The organism is Flavobacterium sp. AC274 (genome assembly GCF_979258275.1).
The window spans coordinates 3,092,735-3,114,741 of the sequence record NZ_OZ409852.1 but is presented as its reverse complement, the minus strand read 5'-3'; the positions used below and the strand labels follow the sequence as shown (position 1 = coordinate 3,114,741).

The 22,007-nt window shown below is 32.8% G+C and carries 16 protein-coding genes and 1 pseudogene; 11 read left to right on the top strand and 6 right to left on the bottom strand.

Translation table 11 applies throughout. The features are described 5' to 3' along the window. Positions 1-378 precede the first annotated feature (378 nt). From ACZZZT_RS13935 to ACZZZT_RS13915, 5 genes are all read right to left on the bottom strand, one after another. A complete protein-coding gene (locus ACZZZT_RS13935; protein WP_463460822.1) occupies positions 379-1,335 on the bottom strand; it encodes a phosphoribosylaminoimidazolesuccinocarboxamide synthase in 957 nt (318 codons plus the stop codon). 176 nt (positions 1,336-1,511) lie between these two features. Continuing rightward, positions 1,512-2,099 (bottom strand): DUF502 domain-containing protein, encoded by a 588-nt coding sequence (locus ACZZZT_RS13930; protein ID WP_463460821.1) that lies wholly within the window; start codon positions 2,097-2,099, stop codon positions 1,512-1,514. Between the two features lie 115 nt (positions 2,100-2,214). Next, the gene (locus ACZZZT_RS13925) at positions 2,215-3,048 is read right to left on the bottom strand and encodes a Cof-type HAD-IIB family hydrolase (protein WP_463460820.1); all 834 of its coding nucleotides are present in this window, start codon (positions 3,046-3,048) and stop codon (positions 2,215-2,217) included. Positions 3,049-3,186: 138 nt separating this feature from the next. After that, positions 3,187-3,549: a DUF1801 domain-containing protein gene (locus ACZZZT_RS13920; protein ID WP_042566465.1), complete on the bottom strand. Its 363-nt coding sequence runs from the start codon at positions 3,547-3,549 to the stop codon at positions 3,187-3,189. A gap of 221 nt (positions 3,550-3,770) precedes the next feature. Next, positions 3,771-4,721, bottom strand: a complete 951-nt coding sequence (locus ACZZZT_RS13915; RefSeq protein ID WP_042566466.1) for a PhoH family protein — start codon at positions 4,719-4,721, stop codon at positions 3,771-3,773. A gap of 183 nt (positions 4,722-4,904) precedes the next feature. Here ACZZZT_RS13915 and ACZZZT_RS13910 point away from each other — a divergent pair, with 183 nt between their 5' ends. From ACZZZT_RS13910 to ACZZZT_RS13885, 6 genes and pseudogenes are all read left to right on the top strand, one after another. Further along, on the top strand, positions 4,905-5,732 hold the full coding sequence (locus ACZZZT_RS13910) for an SAM hydrolase/SAM-dependent halogenase family protein (RefSeq protein WP_463460819.1): 828 nt from the start codon (positions 4,905-4,907) through the stop codon (positions 5,730-5,732). Between the two features lie 330 nt (positions 5,733-6,062). Continuing rightward, positions 6,063-6,359, top strand: coding sequence for a putative quinol monooxygenase (locus ACZZZT_RS13905; protein ID WP_463460818.1), 297 nt, complete (start codon positions 6,063-6,065; stop codon positions 6,357-6,359). A gap of 229 nt (positions 6,360-6,588) precedes the next feature. Continuing rightward, positions 6,589-7,314 carry a gliding motility-associated ABC transporter permease subunit GldF gene (gene gldF, locus ACZZZT_RS13900; RefSeq protein WP_463460817.1) on the top strand — a complete coding sequence of 242 codons (726 nt, stop codon included), beginning with the start codon at positions 6,589-6,591 and terminating at the stop codon, positions 7,312-7,314. Beyond that, on the top strand, positions 7,314-8,999 hold the full coding sequence (gldG, locus tag ACZZZT_RS13895; RefSeq protein WP_463460816.1) for a gliding motility-associated ABC transporter substrate-binding protein GldG: 1,686 nt from the start codon (positions 7,314-7,316) through the stop codon (positions 8,997-8,999). Before gldF ends, gldG begins: the two co-directional genes overlap by 1 nt. 106 nt (positions 9,000-9,105) lie before the next feature. After that, positions 9,106-10,224: a DNA polymerase III subunit beta gene (gene dnaN, locus ACZZZT_RS13890; RefSeq protein WP_042566471.1), complete on the top strand. Its 1,119-nt coding sequence runs from the start codon at positions 9,106-9,108 to the stop codon at positions 10,222-10,224. Between the two features lie 399 nt (positions 10,225-10,623). Then, positions 10,624-11,252 (top strand): annotated as a pseudogene (locus tag ACZZZT_RS13885) (DsbA family oxidoreductase). A gap of 54 nt (positions 11,253-11,306) precedes the next feature. Here ACZZZT_RS13885 and ACZZZT_RS13880 read toward each other — a convergent pair. Next, positions 11,307-12,314, bottom strand: coding sequence for a substrate-binding domain-containing protein (locus tag ACZZZT_RS13880; RefSeq protein ID WP_463462436.1), 1,008 nt, complete (start codon positions 12,312-12,314; stop codon positions 11,307-11,309). Between the two features lie 229 nt (positions 12,315-12,543). Here ACZZZT_RS13880 and ACZZZT_RS13875 point away from each other — a divergent pair, with 229 nt between their 5' ends. The 5 genes from ACZZZT_RS13875 (at position 12,544) to ACZZZT_RS13855 (ending at position 21,692) form a co-directional block, all read left to right on the top strand. Continuing rightward, the gene (locus ACZZZT_RS13875) at positions 12,544-12,996 is read left to right on the top strand and encodes a NanQ anomerase/TabA/YiaL family protein (RefSeq protein ID WP_463460815.1); all 453 of its coding nucleotides are present in this window, start codon (positions 12,544-12,546) and stop codon (positions 12,994-12,996) included. A 168-nt stretch (positions 12,997-13,164) separates the two neighbouring features. Continuing rightward, positions 13,165-13,977, top strand: coding sequence for an SDR family oxidoreductase (locus ACZZZT_RS13870; protein WP_073398294.1), 813 nt, complete (start codon positions 13,165-13,167; stop codon positions 13,975-13,977). A gap of 343 nt (positions 13,978-14,320) precedes the next feature. Next, the gene (gene uxuA / locus ACZZZT_RS13865; RefSeq protein ID WP_463460814.1) at positions 14,321-15,505 is read left to right on the top strand and encodes a mannonate dehydratase; all 1,185 of its coding nucleotides are present in this window, start codon (positions 14,321-14,323) and stop codon (positions 15,503-15,505) included. Positions 15,506-15,721: 216 nt separating this feature from the next. Next, complete coding sequence (locus ACZZZT_RS13860; protein WP_463460813.1) at positions 15,722-17,359, top strand: DUF4955 domain-containing protein; 1,638 nt, start codon at positions 15,722-15,724, stop codon at positions 17,357-17,359. Between the two features lie 247 nt (positions 17,360-17,606). After that, positions 17,607-21,692 (top strand): two-component regulator propeller domain-containing protein, encoded by a 4,086-nt coding sequence (locus ACZZZT_RS13855; protein WP_463460812.1) that lies wholly within the window; start codon positions 17,607-17,609, stop codon positions 21,690-21,692. Positions 21,693-22,007: the final 315 nt, after the last annotated feature.

The window sequence follows — 22,007 nt, the reverse complement described above, 5'->3', positions numbered from 1 at the left end:
AGTGCAAAAAAGCTCGAGAATTAAATAAAAACTAAATAAATACTGAGTAAAACATAAATTAACAATCTAAATACGTCAATTTTAAAGAAAAGCTAAAAAGAAAGAAAATACATCTGATTTCAATGCATTTCTTTAACATTTTTTTCAATAAATTGAATTAATGCGAGTTTTTTAAATCTGTATTTTAACTTAAAATACACTTCATAAAAAGGAAAAAATCATAAAAAGTGTGAAAGACAATTGAAGATTTAGAGACAAAACAAAAAGCCACAGATTACATGATCAAAAGATTATTAAAATCAAATTAATCATGTAATCTGTGGCTAAATATTCTCAAGCTTGCCTTACAGATAATTTCTATAAGACAAGATAAAATAACTATTTTTTAGAAGCTAGATATTCTACGACGTTTTTTTCAATACGCTCATCAATATTGTCAATGTTTGCCTTAACAAATTTTTCTCCTAAAATATTCTCGTATAACTCAATATATCTTTCAGAAACAGATTCTATATAAGTATCTGTCATCTCCGGAATTTGTTGCCCTTCCTGACCCTGGAAACCATTTTCAATCAACCAGCGACGAACAAACTCTTTAGATAATTGTTTTTGCTCCTCTTCTTTTTCCTGTCTTTCCTGATAACCATCAGCATAAAAATAACGAGAAGAATCAGGAGTATGAATTTCATCAATTAAAACGATTACACCGTCTTTTGTTTTTCCAAATTCGTATTTAGTATCAACTAAAATTAAACCACGGCTTGCAGCAATTTCAGTTCCTCTTTGAAACAAATCACGTGTATATTTTTCTAAAACAATATAATCTTCTTCAGAAACAATACCTTTTGCTAAAATGTCTTCACGGGAAATATCTTCATCGTGAGAACCATTATCTGCCTTTGTAGTTGGTGTAATAATTGGTTCAGGAAATTTATCATTTTCTTTTAAACCTTCGGCCATAGTTACTCCGCAAATTTGTCTTCTTCCTGCTGCATATTCACGGGCAGCATGACCAGAAACATATCCGCGAATTACCATTTCTACTTTAAAAGGCTCACATAAATGACCTACAGCAACATTAGGATCTGGTGTTGCAATCAACCAGTTTGGTACAATATCTTCTGTTAATTCCATGAATCTTGTAGCAATCTGATTCAAAATTTGCCCCTTGTACGGAATTCCTTTTGGTAAAACCACATCAAAAGCCGAAAGTCTATCCGTTGCCACCATTACCAAAAGTTCATCATTAATATTATAAACTTCTCTAACTTTTCCTCGGTAAACTGATTTTTGATTTGGGAAATTAAAATTTGTAGTTGTGATTGTATTGCTCATTATCCTTAAGTTGTGTTTTGTTTTATGAATGCAAATTTAAAACTATTTCACAGAGTTACACAATGAAAAGACAGAGATCATCAAGAAATGTGATATTTTATAAATTATAATCTCTTCAAAAAAATAATATTCCAATAAACGTATTAATTATCTGCTATTTATAATACAAAAAGAAACTATTTGAAACTCAATATTCCTTTACCTAATGTTTTTACCGAAGCATCAAAATTTCCTAAAGTTATATCAGGCAGTCTTTTTATATCAGTAGTGCTTACAATATAAATTTGTCCCTGATCTTTTGCGGGAGCAGTTGGCACAAAAACCACAGCATTCCCTTCTGTGTTTTCTTCAATTAAGTAAGCGGGCTGCCAATAGGAACCAAACTTCAATAAAACAGGCAAATTTGTACTTGTTTTTTTTACTTTTTTAATCAGTTTTTCTTCTGCCAGCTTTTTATTTTTTTCGTAACCCGGCAAAAAAAACATTAATTTATCATCAATCCAGTCTGCTATTCTTTTTAAGAAAGAAAATTGCATTAGATAACCACTGAAATAAATCAATAGAATTAAAAATATTCCACCAATAATGTCACTTCCTATTGTACCTAAGACTTTATCTATATGCAATAAGTGAGCAAATTTATCACCGTACTTTCTAAAAAATCCCCATACTTTCTCGAGGATCATAAAAAACACAACTAATGGCAATAAAAGAATAATTCCTGAGATACAATTTTTTTGAACCCGAAGTAAAAAATTTTTCATGGTATTGCAGATTAAATTAATATCAAAAAAAACTTATCCAAAAATAAGATAAGTTTTACAAAATTAAAGATTTAGTACCAATGAGCAATACATCAATTGGTTAATTATTTAAATACTAATCAGTTACAAATTCTTTATTTAGTATTTTAGATGAAATATATCTTGCAACGCCATCTTCGGCATTGGTTTTTATAACTTCTAATTCAGGCAAAGTTTCTTTTAATAATGTCGGAGCGTTCCCCATAATTAAACCTTTTCCTGACGCTGACAACATTTGAACATCATTAAAACCATCACCAAAAGAAACAACCTGTTCTAAGGTAAAACCTTCTTTTTCTAATACAGTTTCAATTGCAACTGCCTTATCTATAGATTTATCCATAAATTCTAAACAAGTTGGTAAGCTGAATGCGTGATGCAAATGCTCAGAAGAATTGGCTAGAATATCATCTTTTAATTTTACTAATTTTTCATGGTTGTCGCAGGAAAAGAAAATTTTAATGGCGCCAAAGTCTTCTAGTTTTTTATAGTCGACCAATTCAGGGCGGTAGTTTAATTTTTCCTGAAAAGCATTTAATTTTTCACTTACTTTGTTTGTTTGCCAAACATTTTCTTTAAATAAAACAACTGTAATTTCGGGATCAATTTCAACATTTAGAGCAGCTTTTACAACATCGCTGTCTAAATTAAAAGAAAATAATTCTTCTTTTTCCGGAGAATGAATTCTCGCTCCGTTTGAACTTACCAAATAAACCGGTACTTCGAGTTTTTCAATAATAGCCATCGCGTCAAGATGGTGACGTCCTGTAGCTACAACTATAAGATAATTTTGATTGTGAAGTTCCTGAAAAATTGATTTAGTGTAATCTGATATTCTGTGCTGTGTGTTAAGTAAGGTTCCGTCTAAGTCACTTACAACAACTTTTATATTCTTAAGTTTAGAAGTCATATTAAAATCAAGTATTTATGATATACAAATCTACGATTTTAACAACAGTTAAGCAAAGATAACCAAGCATAAAAGCCCGAAGACGGGCAAGTTTATTATTTATTTAACTATTTGGTTAAATAATCTATTATCTTTATTTTAAATCCTTACAGCTCCTGAATTATATAAGTTCAGGGCTTTTTGTAAAATAATTTCGATTCTGTCCAATGGCAGATCTTCATTAGAATCGACCAGCATAATTTTCATTCGTGAACGTTTATCCTGAACTAAAAAAGATTCATTAAAATAAGATCCTTCTACTATTCCAATATAAGGTTTCTTGCGTTTTTTATCTATCCATAAATAGCAAAACATTTTACCTTTATAGTAAAAAAATGGCATCCCATATTTTATTACATTAGTAATATTTTGGTCTCTTCTTAAAATAATATCCCGCAACGCAATTAGTGTTCCTTTTACAGGTTCTTCCTGGTTTAAATAAAATTCATCTAGCTGATTCATCGGCGCATAACTTTTTTTATTGTGCTAAAAAGTACCTGCAAATTTATAAAGGAAGAATCATTATTTATTTAAAAAAATTTAATTTATAAGTAATTTTAACTTAACTTGTAAAGTTTTACTTAAAAAAATATTCGTTTTATACATTTTTAAAAAAATGTATAAAACGAATACTAAAACATCAAAAAAACAGTTACGATTAAATCAAATATTTAAATTAAGTATTAATCGTGGTTTTCAATTTGCTTATAAGCATCGATTACCTTTTTCACTAATCTGTGGCGTACAATATCTTTATCATCCAGATAGATAATTCCAATTCCGTCAACGTCTTTTAAAACCAAAATAGCTTCTTTCAGACCAGAAATAGTTCTGCGTGGTAAATCGACCTGTCCTGGATCGCCCGTAATCATGAATTTTGCATTTTTTCCCATACGGGTCAAAAACATCTTCATTTGTGAGTGGGTTGTATTTTGCGCCTCGTCAAGAATTACAAAAGCATTATCAAGTGTGCGCCCACGCATAAATGCCAATGGTGCAATCTGAATAATTCCTTTTAAAATGTAATCTTCGAGCTTTTCATTTGGCAGCATATCGCGCAAAGCATCATAGAGAGGCTGCATGTACGGATCTAGTTTTTCTTTCATATCGCCGGGTAAAAAACCAAGATTTTCTCCTGCTTCTACCGCCGGACGCGTTAATATGATCCTTTTTACTTCTTTCTCTTTAAGCGCTTTAACGGCCATTGCCACACCTGTATACGTTTTTCCTGTTCCAGCGGGACCAACTGCAAATACCATATCATTTTTTTTGATGGTATCTACCAGTAACTGCTGGTTGGGCGTCATGGCCTTAATTATTTTACCGCCAACACCGTGCACTAAAATTTTGTCATGATCATATGATTTTCTTTCATCCTGACCATCACTCATAATGACACGTTCGATAACATTATCGTCAATGTTATTGTATCTCGTAAAATGAAGCATTAGTCTTTGAAACCTTTTCTCAAATTCATCTAAAACTTCTTTTTCGCCAAATGCTTTCAAAGTAGTACCTCTCGCAACAATTTTAAGCTTTGGGTAATACTTTTTAATTATTTCAAGATGAGTGTCCTGAGCGCCCCAAAAGTCTTTTGGAGCGATGTCTATGAGCTCGATTATTCTTTCGTTCAAATGAGGTAGTTTTAAATTAAAAATAAATTTGTTTTTGTAAATCTATTGCTGTCGGGTTGTTTATATCTTTAAATGCAAATTGTCTTTTGTTTCTTTCAATTTGCATTTAGTATTACTAGATTTGCATATCTCAAATTTAATGAAAATTAGATTTAAAAACTACCAATAGTTATAAACAAAATTATGTCAATAATTACCCTTACTACTGATTACGGCTTAAAAGACCACTTTGTTGGTTCGCTAAAGGGTAAGATTTTATCTGAATATTCAGAGGCTCAAATAATTGACATTTCTCATGACATAGATCCGTTTAATACTGCCGAAGCAAGTTATATTATCGGAGCATCTTATTTAAGTTTCCCAAAAGGAACTGTACACCTTATTGGTGTTGATATTGAACGCAATAAAGAGAACCAGCATATCGCCATGCAATGGAACGATCATTACTTTATTTGTGCCGATAACGGAATTTTAAGTATGCTTACGCAGAAAATTGTTCCCGAGAAAATTGTTGCCATTAATATCCACGATCGTTTTCCGGCTGAATCTACCGATTTGGATATTTTTATTCAGGTTGCCTGTCATATTGCAAAAGGCGGGTTATTAAATGTAATTGGCAAAGAAATTACAGCTATTAAAGAGGTTACAGAATTACAGACCGTTGTTGCCGGTGATGGAAACTCAATAAAAGGATATGTAATTTATATCGATCATTTTGGAAACGTAATTACAAATATTTCGAAAAAACAATTTTTAGAAATCTCACGTGGTCGCCCGTACGAAATTGTCATGAATACAAAAAACATCAAAACTATTTTACCAAATTATTCTGCAATTGCAACATCTGATAAATATCCAATAAAAACCTATGAAGGCGAAAAACTGGCTATTTTTAATGAAGCCGGATTTCTTGAAATTGCTATTTTTAGAAGCAATCCTTCAAAAGTGGGTTCTGCAAATAGTTTGTTAGGACTGAATTATCGTGATGTTATTACGATTCAGTTTTCTTGATTTTAGATTAATAGCACACGGATTTTACGGATTGAGCGGATTTACACGGATTATATTTAATCTTTTGTTCTTTGATCAAAGAAATTACTCTATTTATATTTTAGACATAGCCCGCGGTTTCAACCGCGGGGACGCATCATCTATACATGATGTCTACATGGTTGAAATCGTGGGCTATATTTGAAATACGATAAGACATTAGAATCCAAAAAAATATGTATTTATAATATTTTATTTTTTCATAAAAAGAACAATCAAAATTGGTATTTTTGCCCGCTTATTAGATTTTTTCAATCTAAAATCTAATATCAGCAATCTTAAAATCATTATATGTTTGTTCGAATAGTAAAAATGAGCTTTCACGAAGAAAAGATTCCAGATTTTTTGGAAAATTTTGAAACTGTAAAAAACAAAATACGAAATGCAGAAGGAAATCGTTTTTTAGAACTGTATCAGGACAAAAATGATAAATGTATATTTTTTACCTATAGTTATTGGGAAACCGAAACTGATTTAGAAAATTACAGACAATCTGAACTTTTTAACTCTGTTTGGAGTTTTACAAAAAAACTATTCAATGCAAAACCGGAAGCGTGGAGTGTTGATAAAATTGTTTCTTTAGTTTAAAGTTTCAGGTTTCAAGTTGCATACGTAACGTGAAGATTGGAACGAATTAACCGCAAAGAACGCAAAGAAAATATTTAAAAGGTTTAGAAAACAAAAAGTTCGCAAAGCTGGAACTTGAAACCTGAAACTTGAAACAATATAAATAATTAAAATATAAAAGGTTTAGAAACGTAAAGTTCAAAGTAAAGCAACTTGAAACCTGAAACAAGAAAAACTTGAAACAAAACATATGAAATCAATCATTTTAAGAGAAATAAAATCTTTTTTTGGCTCTCCTATTGGCTATTTGGTTATTGCTATATTCTTAATTAGCAACGGACTATTTTTATGGGTTTTTGAAGGAGATTACAATATACTGAATACCGGTTATGCAGATCTGACTCCGTTTTTTACTTTAACGCCGTGGATTTTAATTTTCCTGATTCCGGCCGTAACGATGAGAAGTTTCTCAGACGAAAAAAAACAAGGAACCCTTGAATTGCTTTTAACCAAACCATTATCAATTTGGGAAATCGTAAACGGAAAATTTTTAGGTTCATTATTTCTGATTGTTTTGGCTATTATTCCAACGTTTATTTATGTTAAGGTAATTTCGAATTTGGGTTCTCCCGAAGGAAATATTGACATGGGCAGTACAATTGGTTCTTATTTCGGATTGTTGTTTTTAATAGCTGCCTATTCTGCTATCGGAATTTTTACTTCTACCCTATCAGAAAATCAAATTGTTGCTTTTATCATTGCCGTTTTTTTATGTTTTCTTTTTTATTTTGGTTTTGAAGGTTTAGCAACATTAATTCCTGGTTTCAGCAATATTATTGTCGCTTTTGGTATGCAGGATCATTTTAAAAGTATGAGCCGGGGCGTTATTGATACGCGCGATGTTATTTATTTTTTAAGCATCACCGTATTCTTTTTGTCTTTTACTGTTTATCAATTAAAATCATTTAAAGCCTAATGAAAGCATCCAATCAACATAATATCAAAGCATTAGGTATTACAGTTTTCGTTCTAATCGTTTTAAATGTATTAGGAAGTTTATTTTTCCACCGATTTGATTTGACAAAAGACAAACGATATACTTTATCTGAAACCTCTTTACAAATTGTAAAACAGGTTAAAAATCCGCTATCAATCAAGATTTATATGCAGGGCGATCTTCCTGCAGATTTTAGACGACTACAGCAGGAAACTAAACAGTTACTAGAAGAATTTCAGGCTTATAACGCTAATATTGTTTTCGAATTTGTAAATCCTATGGAAAACGAAGACGAAAGCATGGAAGTCGTAAAATCACTTTACCAAAAAGGATTAACGCCAATAAATATTACTGTTGACGATAAAGGTAAACAATCTCAGGCAATGGTATTCCCTTGGGCAATCGCCGTTTATGATAATAAAGAAGTTAATATTCCATTATTAAAAAACATAATGGGTGCTTCGACAACACAAAAAGTAATTGGATCAATTCAGCATTTAGAATATTCGATTGCAGATGCTATTAATAAAATAACAAAAGCCAAACAAAAGAAAGTTGCCATTATAAAAGGAAACGGTGAAATAAACGAAATTCATATTGCTAAAATGCTGATGCAAATTCGCGAAAGCTATTACATCGGACCTTTCACATTAGATTCTGTTGCTAAAAATCCAACCGGAAGTTTAGATGCTTTAAAAAAATATGATTTAGCCATTATCTCAAAACCAACCGAAAGTTTCTCTGATGAAGAAAAACAGGTTTTAGATCAATTTATCATGAACGGCGGGAAAACTTTATGGTTAATCGATCAGGTTGCGGCCGATATGGACAGTCTTTACAATCAATCCGGTGCAACTCTGGCTTACCCAAGAGATTTGAATTTGAACGATATGTTCTTTAAATACGGATTCAGAATTAATCCTGATTTGGTAAAAGACGAACAAGGAAGTCCAATAAAACTAGCCACCGGAGAACAAGGAAGCGCAACTCAATATCAGGATTTTGTATGGAAATTTGCCCCGCAGGTATATCCTACAAGCAAACACCCAATTGTAAAAAACCTGGGCGGAATTAAATTTGATTTTGCAAATCCAATAGATACTTTAAAAAACGGAATCAAAAAAACAGTCTTACTGCAATCGTCTCAATATTCAAAAGTTATCGGAACTCCGGCAGAAATTAATTTGAATATTGTAACCGAAAAAACATCTCCGGAAGAATATTTAAACAAAGGAAACTTGCCGCTTTCGGTTCTGTTAGAAGGAAATTTTCATTCTGCTTTTGAGAATCGTGTTTTACCTTTTAAGGAAAATGATTTTATAGCAAAAGGGAAACCCAATAAAATGATTGTAATTGCTGATGGCGATTTAGCCCGAAATCAATTGGACAAAAACAGGGAGCCGGTTGAATTAGGTTACGATCAGCGCACAGGAAACCTGTATGACAACAAAGATTTTATCATGAATTGTATCAATTATTTGCTGGATGACACTGGACTTATTAACATTAGAAGCAAGGATGTTGAACTACCTTTATTGGACAAAGAAAAAGTTTACGAAAATTACAGCATAACACAATTCATAACTATCGGACTTCCAATTGCAATTTTATTGATATTCGGGCTTGTATTTACTTACATCCGAAAAAGAAAATACAGCAAATAGATGTTAATAAAAAAATTGCGAAACTAAGATTGTTTACGATATATTTGTAAAACCTATCTTAGTTGAAGAAAAACTAAAGAAAAGAGCAAAAAATAAAACAAAAGACATGAAATTTATAGTATCGAGTTCGTACTTATTAAAACAATTACAAGTTTTAGGTAGTGTAATTAACAGTAACAATACGTTGCCTATTTTAGATAACTTTTTATTTGAACTAGACAATGATGCGTTGACAGTTTCAGCTTCAGATCTTGAAACTACAATGTCTGCTACATTATCTATCGATTCTAAAAGTAAAGGAAGCGTTGCTGTACCTGCTAAACTTTTGCTTGAAATTTTAAAAACGTTCCCGGAACAACCTTTAACTTTTACAGTTGAAGACAACAATACAGTTGAAATTAGTTCTAACTCAGGAAAATATGCATTAGCATATGCAGCTGGAGAAGAGTTTCCTAAAGCTGTAAATCTTGAAGATCCATCTGTAACACTTGTTCCTGCTGATGTTTTGGCAACTGCAGTAAGCAAGACTATTTTTGCTGCCGGAAATGATGATTTACGTCCGGTAATGTCCGGAGTTTTCTTCCAGTTCTCACCAGAAGGTTTGACTTTTGTAGCAACAGATGCTCATAAATTAGTTAAATATGCACGTACAGATGTAAAAGCATCTCAGGTTGCAGATTTTATTATGCCTAAAAAACCTTTGAATATTTTGAAAAGTATTTTAGGATCTTCTGACGCTGAAGTAAAAATTGAATACAACGACTCAAATGCGACTTTCTCATTTGACAATTATATTTTAATGTGTCGTTTAATTGATGGAAAATATCCAAATTATGAGGCGGTAATTCCTAAAGAAAACCCAAATAAATTAATGATCGACCGTTCTTTATTTTTAAGTTCTGTTCGTCGTGTTGCTATTTTCTCTAATAAAACAACACACCAAATTCGTTTAAAAATTGCCGGAGCCGAACTTAATGTTTCTGCAGAAGATATTGATTACTCTAACAAAGCCGAAGAAAGATTGACTTGTGATTATCAGGGAGACGACCTTCAAATTGGTTTCAATTCACGTTTTTTAACTGAAATGTTAACCAACTTACAATCAGACATGATTATGTTAGAGATGTCATTGCCTAACAGAGCTGGGATTTTAACTCCAGTTGATGGCTTAGAAGAAGGAGAAACCGTTACCATGTTGGTAATGCCTGTAATGTTAAATAGTTAACATCAAAACTCCTTTTTGTTACAGGGATTTTTTTTAATTTCAAATTAAAGACATATCATTGTAAAAAAACATCGCTATTAACCAACCATTTTTTATACCTAGAAACCGCAATTTTTTCAAAAGAGTTGCGGTTTTTTATTTTGGGGATTTTTGTTTCAAGTTTCAAGTTGAAATGTGATAAGATGTTTCGCAGATTTTTACCGCAAAGACGCAAAGTTTTTCGCAAAGTTCGCAAAGCTTAATAACCCAAAGCTTTGCGAACTTTGTGTTTTTAGACAACGTATATATAAAAACCTTTGCGCCTTTGCGGTAAAATGACAAAGTTGCTCTACTCCCATTTCAACCTGAAACCTGAAACAAACAAAAACCTGAAACAAATTTTTCCTTAACTTTGTATTTATGAAAATAGAAATTTGGTCGGACATCATGTGTCCGTTTTGTTATATCGGAAAAAGACAACTGGAAACAGCTTTAGCTGAATTTCCAAATGGAGAATTTGAAATTGAATGGAAAAGTTTTCAACTTGACCCAACTATTACGCCACAGTCAGGAAAAGACGTTTACACCTTTCTTGCTGAAAGAAAAGGTATTTCAGTTGAGCAATCAATAGAAATGCACAAAGGTGTTGTAGAACGCGCAAAAAGCGTTGGTTTGGATTATCATTTTGATAAGGCAATTATTTCCAATTCACTTACTGCACATCGTATTATACATTTGGCAAAAACCAAAAAATTAGGCGATGAAATGGAAGAGATTTTTTTAAAGCTTATTTTACTGATGGAAAAGATCTAAATGATGCGCAGACATTAGTTGAATTAGGCTCTAAAGCCGGTTTAGATTCAAAAGAAGTACAAGAAATTATAGAAAATGAAAACCTTTATCTAAACGAAGTAAAAAGCGATATTAGAGAAGCTCAGGAAATTGGTGTTCAAGGAGTTCCGTTTTTTGTTTTTGACAGAAAATATGCTGTTTCCGGAGCACAGCCTGTTGAAGCTTTTGTAAATACTATCAGAGAAGTACAGAAATAATTTTGATTTTAGATTAACAATTCATTTTATCAAAACGGATTGTTAATCTAAATTTTATTTTTTCGCAGGAAAATAATTCTCTTTTAAAATAATCTCCAACGGAATATAATTGGTATTTTCTACCGTTTCCTGTAAAACCAATTTTTTATACAAATAATTAACCCCCATATAACCCTGTTCTTCAGGCCTTTGATTGATTAAAAAATCGATTATTCCTTTATTTAGGTATTCTATATTTTCTTTCAATAAATCGTAACCAATTATACGAACGCCCTTTATATTGTTTTGTTCTAAAAAACGGGCAACAATATAAGCTCTGGAATTAGGCACAAAAACACTGTTTATTCCCGAAAATATTTCCAACGATAATTGATCAATTCCGGAATCTTTAATAGTAACTTCCGAGAATTTAAAATTAGTAAGTTCGTTATGATCTTTAAAAAAAGAATAAAAACCATCAATACGCTGTAAATAAACAGATGTACTTTCTATTTCTCTGGTGATTTTAAAAATCAGAACCTGCCTTTCGTTATTTACCGCAAAACTAATGAGTCTTCCTGCCAGATAACCGCTCTGAAAAGCATCCTGCCCTACATAAGCATGTTCTTCATTATTTGAAATATTAGAATCGATCATAACAACCGGAATATTTTTCTTTTCATATTCGTTTAAAAACCGAACGGATTCTTCATAAAAAATTGGAGCAAACAATAATCCATTACAATCAAAGTCTAATACTTTTTCAACGGTTTTTTTGAATGAAACTTCGTTAAAATCATAGAAAAAATAATCAAGTACAACACCAAATTTCCCAAATTCAATAGCTGCTTTTTCTATTCCGCTAATCTGGCTTTTCCAATATTCTATATTTTCATATTTAGGTAAAAAAACGGCAAAGCGAAACTTCTTATTTAATGCCAGATTACTCGCCAAAATATTGCGTTTATAGCCATATTGTTCAATTATAGCATTTACTTTATCTACATTATCCTGAGTAACCTGTCCGCGATTATGAATTATTCGGTCAACAGTTCCTGGTGAAACATTAGCTAATTCTGCTATTTTTTTGATTGTTATGATAATGATTTCTTTTTAAGTTAAAAGGGGATTTTTGAAGTCTGTAAAATTAATTTTTTTTGAATATGATGAGTTGTTTTAGAAAACTTTTTATATACATTTGTAAAGCTCGTGTGCGTACACGTAAAATTACATAATTTACATACAAAATCGTAAATTATTTATCTTTTTTGAAATAATTACAAATAAAAAAATCAAATACAAAATTTAAAATATGATTATAGACATTTTAAATAATGCAAAGAGATATTCAGGTTTACATCCGAATTTTAAAAAAGCATTTGATTATTTAAGTCAAAATGATTTGAATAATCTTGAACCTGGTTCGTTTGAAATTGCAGAAGGATTAAAAGTAATTGTAATTTCCGGAGAAGGAACAACCAGAGAAGAAAGCATAAAAGGTTTTGAATGTCATGACCAAAACATTGACATACAATATTCTATAAAAGGCCCTGAAACTTTTGCCTGGAAACCAAGAGAAAAATGTGTGAATCCAAACGGAGAATATAGTGATGAAAGAGATGTTCGTTTTTTTCACGACAAGCCGGATACATTTTTTGAATTACAGGAAGGACAATTTTGTATCCTGTTTCCCGAAGATGTTCACGCTGCAATGATTGGCGGTGGAATTATTAAAAAAATAGTTATAAAAGTAAAGATTAAATAAATTCCAATTTTTTAAAATTCCAAACTAAAAAATAAATTCCAAATTTTAAATAGCAAATTCCAATCTTAAAATTAAATTTTAAAATTTCAAATCCCAATTTTTAAAGCTTGCGATTGGAATTTGGAATTTAAAAAATTGGAATTTAATCAACACAAATAAACTAAATACATGAATTCAATATTTAACCTTGAAGGAAAAATTGCCCTAATCACCGGTGGTGCTGGCGTATTGGGAAGCAATTTTGCAAATGTTTTGGCAAAACAAGGCGTAATTGTCGGCATTGTTTCTCAATCGATTGACAAAGCCAATAAAACAGTAGCAGAAATCGAAAGCATTGGCGGTAAAGCTTTTGCGATACAAGCCAACGTATTAAACAAAGAAGAACTGGAAAAAGCCAAAGATGCTATTGTTGAAAAATACGGTCGTCTTGACATTTTGATTAATGCTGCGGGAGGAAATATGCCAGGCGCAACCATTCAACCCGATCAGGCAATTTATGATATGAAAACTGATGATTTACAAAAGGTTATCGATTTGAATATCATCGGAACCATGCTTCCTTCGCAGGTTTTTGCAGAACTTTTTGCGAAACAAAAACAGGGAATTATTATCAATATTTCGTCGGCATCGGCACAAAGACCTTTGACAAGAGTTGTGGGTTATTCGGCTTCGAAAGCGGCGATTGATAATTTCACACAATGGATGTCGGTGGAACTGGCTTCAAAATATGGTGAAGGAATTCGTGTAAATGCTATTTCACCGGGATTTTTTATTGGTGAACAAAACAGGGCTTTATTATTGACTCCGGAAGGAAAACTAACTCCAAGAGGCGAAAAAATCATCGAACATACACCAATGGGAAGATTTGGAACTCCGGAAGATATTGACGGTGCGCTTTTATTTTTATGCAGCGATATGTCAAAATTTGTAACGGGAACGATTATAAAAGTAGATGGTGGATTTGCCGCAACGAGTATTTAAAAGTCTATTACGATTCTTGCAATCCCGAAACTTCGGGACAAAACCTTGTAGGTATGCAAGACGGCCTGTTTGTCTACAATCTTTGTCATGAGACGCAGATTAAACGGATTTGCTTTGCAAAGACGGGGATTTAAACGGATTTTTATTTTAGAGATAAGATAAAACGAAAATGTTTCTTATGAAAACGAGTGCCCTAGCCCCGATAGTAGTGGAAATCCTTTTGTGTAATGAAATGGAGCAAAAGATTGTAACGGATAGCGGGAAATAGCTTCTTAAAAAACTATAAATAATTATACCTACAAGGTTTCGAAAAACTTGCAGGAACTAATAAAAAACATAAAAAATGGAACAAACATTAAGATGGTTCGGCCCAAAAGATCCAGTTTCTTTGCAGGATATTAAGCAAACCGGCGCGACCGGAATCGTAACTGCGCTTCACCATATTCCGAACGGAGAAGTGTGGACTATTGAAGAAATCATTAAACGAAAAGTTGAAATTGAACACGAAAATGGTGATCCTAAAAAAGGTGCATCAGGTTTAGTCTGGTCTGTCGTTGAAAGTATTCCGGTTCACGAAGACATTAAAAAGCAAACCGGAAAATACCTGCAATATATTGAAAATTATAAGGAAAGCATTCGGAATTTGGCGTTATGCGGAATCAAATGTATTTGCTACAATTTTATGCCGGTTTTAGATTGGTCCAGAACTGATTTATCGTATACGGTTGAAGACGGATCAAAAGCGCTGCGTTTTGATATTAATGCTTTTGCAGCTTTTGAATTGTTTATTTTGAAACGACCGGGAGCAGAAAAAGAATATTCATCTATTCAAATCGAAAAGGCTACTAAGTATTTTCACGCTATGACGGATGATGATAAAGTAAAACTTCAGCAAAACATTCTTGCCGGACTTCCGGGTGCTGAAGAAGCCTATTCTGTAGAGGATTTTTTGATTACTTTGAGTGCTTATAACCATATTGACAGAAAAGCATTAAAGGAAAATCTTTTCTTCTTTTTAAAACAAATTATTCCGGTTGCTGAAAATAAAGGCGTTTTGATGGCGATTCATCCTGACGATCCTCCCTACCCTATTCTAGGTTTACCGAGAGTGGTAAGTACCGAAGAAGATTTAACAGAATTAATGGCAGCGTACGATTCAAAATCAAACGGATTTACGATGTGTACAGGTTCTTATGGCGTTCGTGCGGATAATGACTTACCCGGAATTGTAAGACGTCACGGCGATAAAATGAATTTTATTCACCTGAGAAGTACGCAAAGAGATGAAGAAGGAAGTTTTTACGAAGCCAATCATCTGGAAGGAAATGTGGACATGTACGAAGTTGTAAAAGCAATTCTTGAAGTAGAAAAAAGAAACAACAGTGCATTGCCAATGCGCCCGGATCACGGGCACCAAATGCTGGATGATTTGAATAAAAAGACAAATCCCGGCTATTCTGCGATTGGGCGTTTGAGAGGTTTGGCAGAATTAAGAGGGCTTGAAATGGGGATTAAAAGATCCATATAAAAAATTTGCCACGAAGGCACTAAGGCGCAAAGTTTTTTTTCAAGCAGATTTTGCAGATTTACGCAGATAATTATCCAAATTTAAATCTGCTCAAATCTGCAAAATCTGCGTGAAAAAATCATTAATTCTTTTAATCTTTGACTTAAAAAACTTTGCGTCCTAGTGCCTTCGTGGCAAAACGGCAAAAAAAACTAACTATCATAATAACCACAAACCATGAATAGTCAAAGCCTTATTATTTGTTGCAGCCTTTTTATAAACAGTATCGCATTTAGCCAGCAAACGCCAAAAATACTGACTGATTCAAAAGCAAATTACCTTCCTGATTTTAGTTACGCCGGCTATCATTTCGGCGAAAGCCCAATTCCTGAAGCTACAGGAAAAACTATAAATGCTGTAGATTTTGGTGTAATAGCAAATGACGGTTTAGACGATTCTAAAGCTTTGTTGAAAGCCATAAAAGCAGCAACTGAAACCGAAGGAAATGTAATTCTGCAATTGCCTGCAGGACAAATTATTCTGAGTGAAGTTTTGTATATCGAAAGAAGCAATTTTGTACTTCGCGGTGCCGGTTCGGGCGAAAACGGAACCGAGATTTATTGTCCGCGACCAATGATGTACCTTAAAAATCCGGAATCGCTGGCAGAACTTCGCGAATATCTAACCACTTTTGATAAAAGACAACGTGAACCTGAAAATAATGTCGATTTGCCTTTTTCGCAATATGCATGGTCGGGCGGGTTTATCTGGACACAAATTCCTGGCGAACGTGTAAAATCGTATTTGGATAAATATGAACCGGTTCCTAATGTCTTGGCGAAAGTCAGTTCAGGAAATATGGGCGAACATATTATTAATGTTTCTGATGTAAAAGGATTAAAAGTTGGCGATATTGTCGAGCTTCAATTGTTTAATAAAGAGGGCGAAAACGGCGAAATTATTACCGATTTATATAAAGGTGCAAAAGTAAAACCGGGTTCACATCATTGGAAATTCCCAAAATTACCAATCGTAAGGCAACAAGTTGAAATCACTAAAATTTCAAACTCAAAAATTACCATAAAAACGCCGTTGACAATTGCTATAAAACCAAGTTATCAGGCGCAATTGGTTGAATGGAAACATTTAAACGAAGTGGGAATCGAACATATCCGTTTTACTTTTCCTGATATTCCGAGAGTTGCACATCATGTGGAACCGGGAAATAATGCAATATTTTTAACGCGTTTGTTTAACAGCTGGGTTAAAGATATTGTTATTACAAATGCTGACAGCGGGATTTTGGGTGAAGAAATTTCGAATGTAACCGTTCAGGATATCGTGACCGATGGAAATCATATGGCGCATTATACCGTAACTTTAGGCGGTGTTCATAATGTTTTGGTTAAGAATCTGAAAATCTATAATAAAGCAGTTCATCCGTTGAGCTTCAATACTTTTGCTACTAAAAACGTCTATCTAAATTGTGAAATATTTGCAGATGCACTTTTAGATCAGCATTCTGGAGCAAATCATCAAAATTTATTTGATCATATTACGGTGCATATCAATCCGGATAAAAACAATAGTTATCTCTTATTTGGCGGTGGCGGCGCAGATTATTGGAAACCTTCGCACGGACCTTTTAGTACTTTTTGGAATCTAAATGTTCAGGTTGAAAAACCTTCGGAAATAACAAAGCCGGTTTTGCTTTACGGAATGAAAGATGGACCTTTTGCGAGAATTATTGGTGTAAACGGAAATGCAAAATTTGAAGTAAAATACGAACCTGATACTTATATTGAGTTTTTAAATATGTCGATGGATCAGATTCCTTCGTTATATGATTATCAATTAAAGAAGCGTTTGAAATAATCTTTTTTGCCACAGATTTCACAGATTAAAAAGATTAATTTCTTTGCGTTAAATCGCCACGAATTCACGAATTATTGTGCATAATAATTATAAAAATTCTTGAATTCGTAGCTTTAAAATCTCACCGAAATCTTTGTCAAAGTTTTAAACTTTGACAAAGATAATCACAATAAAATTCGTGAATTCGTGGCTAAAAAACCTTTGTCCCTTTGCAACTCTGCCTCTTTGCACCTTTAAAAAAAACACCATGAAATACAAAATAGCTTTTCTGGTTCTACTCTTTATTTCGGGTAATATATTTTCCCAAAATAAATACCGCCTCAAAAATATCTCGACGACAGATGGGCTTTCGCAGAGTTCTGTTATTGCGATTCATCAGGATAAATTTGGGCAAATGTGGTTTGGTACGCGCGACGGACTTAATAAATATGACGGAAGTCACTTTACCATTTTCAGAAATGATGTTGCTGATAAATCGTCTATTAGCAACAACGATATTTTGGCAATCGAGGAAGATAATACGGGCAAAATTTGGGTTGGAACCTACAACGGATTAAATTGTTATGATCCTGTTACCAATACTTTTAAAAGATATTTACATACCAAAAACAACCACACGATAAGCAATAACGCTGTTTGGTCGATCAGGAAAGTCAACAACGAAATGTGGTTTGGTACTTCAAAAGGATTGACTATTTATAACAGAAATACAGGGAAATTCACATCTGTTTTTCATTCGGATACCGATGATGCTACTTTGCCGAGCAATAATATTCTCACTATTTTAAAAACCAAAAAAGGAAAAATCTGGGTTGGAACCACAAAAGGTTTGTGTGTGGTAAAAAGTAGAAAATTCGGAAAGCTTTCTTTTATAAATTATCGCTTGAACAATACTGATCTTCTCAATGTTCAGTCTATAAAAGAGGACAGTGATGGAAATTTATGGATTGGAACAAAAAACAAAGGGCTTTTAAAATTTGATACTTCTGACAATAAATTTGTTTCTTTTTTACCTGATAATAAATACAACGAAATTAATACAGATATTCGCTCTCTGGTCTTTGATAGTCAGGGGTCTTTATGGATTGGAGCTTATGACGGAATTTACATTTTAGGAAAAGACAAAAGCATTCAAAAAATAAATAACAGCAATAATAACAACGGAATCGATAAGGTAAAATCGGTATTTATTGACAAAAAGGGTTCGGTTTGGATTGGCTGTTATTACAAAGGCGTGAATATTTGGGATGTTTCGAATGTGAATTTCTCTAATTACAATCAGAATTCTAAAAAGATTCCGATGAGTTTTGATGTCGTGAGTTCTATTATTTCAGACAAGAATCACAATATTTATTTTGGAACTGAAGGCGGCGGTATTACGATTTTTAACCAAAATACCGAAGTGGTAAGTTACATCAACAGCAAAACGAATCAGACGAATAAAAATGACATTAAATCAATGTGCCTCGACAAAGATCATATTTTGTGGCTTGGTACTTTTTCTAAGGGAATTTCGGCTTACAATACCATTTCTAAAAGAATTGAAGACAACCGAATTGCCCCTGATTTAAGTGATTTATTGAAAGAAAGTGGCGTTTATTCACTTAAAACAGAAGGAAACGGAATTTTATGGATTGGTACTTTTGGGAAAGGCTTGATTCGGTATAATACGATTGCCAAAACTTTTCAGGTGATTGGCAATGATACGGCTTCTGCCAATTTCCTGACGAATAATATCGTTCGAACTCTTTTGGTAGATCAAAATAAACTTTGGATTGGAACTCAAAACGGTCTGAATTGCATTTCGCTAAAAGATTTTCAGCAAAATAAATATACAATAAAACACTACTTTTTTGATGCCTCAGCTTTGTCCGGCGATGATATTCTAACATTATTTAAGGACAGTCAAAACAAAATTTGGGTGGGAACTAAAGCGAAAGGATTGCATTATTTTGATGGAAAAAAATTCAACAAAATCAATCTTAAAGTAGGAAACACGATTATTACTTCCATTCATTCAATTCTTGAAGATGATGATAAAAATCTTTGGATTAGTACCAATCAGGGAATTATAAAATACAGCACAACCCTGAAAAAGTTAGTTCTTTATGACCAAAAAGATGGTTTGGCGAGTAATGAATTTAATGATAATGCCGCTTTAAAATTAGATTCGAATCAGTTTTATTTCGGAAGTCCATCCGGAGCGACTTATTTTGATGCCAAAAAAATCTCCCTGAATGATTATGCACCTCAGGTTTTAATTACAAGTTTGAAAATTAAAAATGAGACTATTAATCCAAACAGAAAAGATAAAATTTTGGAGAAAAGCATTGGCTATACGAGAAACATAACATTAGATTACGACAAAGCCAATTTCTCGATCAGTTTTGCGATTCCAAATTACATTCGATCCAAAAACAATCAATACAGTTATCGTTTAATTGGGTTAGAAAATAATTGGACGATTACCAAAAATAACGAAGCCATATTTGCGATTCAAAATCCTGGAACTTATCGATTTGAAGTTCGTGGCGCCAACAATGACGGTGTTTGGAATCACATTCCGACTACTTTAACAGTTGTTGTAAAACCGGCTCCGTGGCGCAGTATCTGGGCGTTTTTATTATATGGAATCATCATTGGTTCAGCATTATACGGCTTGATCTGGATTATGAAATCGAAAGCCAGACTAAAACAAAAACTCGAACTGGAATATCTGGAAACCAAACGTATTGAAGAAAATAACCGCGCCAAACTAGATTTCTTTACCAATATTTCACACGAATTCAGAACACCTTTGACATTGATTTTAGGTCCGTTACAACAGATTTTATCCGATTATAACGGAACAAATGAGATGTACAAAAAGCTTTTGGTGATTGAGGGAAGTGCGAATCATCTTTTGAGTTTAATCAACCGTTTAATGGATTTTAGAAAACTCGAAAACGATCAGGTTAAATTGGAATCGGCAAACGGAAATATTGTCAAATTTACTAAAGAAATCTTTTTGTCTTTTATCGAATATGCCAAAGATGGCGGCTACAATTATACTTTTGAAACTCAGGAAGAAGAGATTTTGGTGTATTTTGATCGTTACAAACTCGAACGTGTTTTTTATAATTTGATTTCGAATGCGTTTCGTTACACACCAAAAGGCGGTGAAATCAACATAAAAATCAATCACGATCACGAGAATTTATTTATTGCGGTTGAAGATTCAGGAGTTGGAATTGCGGATGAACATATTGACAAAATTTTTGATTTGTTTTTTGAAGTTCCGCTTCATAATAATGTTCAGAAAAATTATAATAAAGGAACCGGAATTGGTTTATCGATCGTAAAAAATATTGTCAAACTTCATAAAGGAAATATTGAAGTTACAAATAAAGAAACGGGCGGTGTTGTATTTAAAGTCACGCTTCCGTTAGGACGCGCACATTTACTGGACAATGAAATTATCGAAAATTTTAAAATCAGCGATGATATTGCGCAATATTCAGCGCAGCTAGAAACGCAGGAAATTACAGAATATGAAGATATTGACGATTTTGTGGTTGATGGAGAAAAGCAAACCATTCTGTTAGTCGAAGATCATAAGGTTTTGAGAACTTTTATGAAAAATTTACTCAAAAAAGAATACAATATTATTGAAGCCGAAAACGGCAAAATAGCATTTGAAAAAGCATTACAACATGTTCCGAATTTAATTATCAGCGACGTAATTATGCCTGAAATGGTGGGAACAGAATTGTGTTCTAAAATAAAAGAAAACCTAAAAACAAGTCATATTCCGGTTATTCTATTGACTTCGAGATCTTCATTGGTTTATAAATTTGAAGGATTAGAAAGCGGTGCCGATGATTATATCAGTAAACCATTTAATCTGATTGAATTTAAACTTCGGGTAAAAAACCTTTTAAATTCAACCGAAAGATTAAAAAATAAATTTACAAGCCAGGACAATTTTGTTCCGTCAGAAATTACGGTTTCGTCTCTGGATGAAGAATTATTGAAAAAAACATTCAAAATTGTCGAAGAAAACATTTCGAACGAACAATTTGATATTCCGCTTTTCTGTTCAGAATTGGGCGTTAGCCGAACGATGTTATTCTTAAAAATTAAAGCGTGGACGAATTATACGCCAAACGAATTTATTCATGAAATAAGATTAAAACGCGCCGCTCAATTATTGGAACAAAACAAATTGAATGTTTCTGAAGTAAGTTATAAAGTTGGTTTCAACAATCCGAAATACTTCAGCAAATGTTTTCAAAAAAGGTATGGAGAAACGCCGTCGCAATTTGCTGACAAATTTAGCGAAAAAATCTCCTGATGTATTCCTGCAAGGTTTTCAAAACCTTGTAGGTATAGATTTAAAACACGAATTTCACGAATTGCCACTAATTAGTTCGTGAAATCAATTTCACAAACTAAGCTAACGATTGAAATTTGTGGAAATTCGTGTTTATATTTCTATGTGTTAGAAATAATTACATTCAACGGATAACCTCTAATTTTAAAAAATATAAATGAATACCTACAAGGTTTTGAAAACCTTGCAGGAAGAAGAACTTCAATTAATTGCAAATTCTGTAATAATTCCTAAATCCGCATATTTAAAGGCTTAAAAAAGGGTATCTGTATTTTT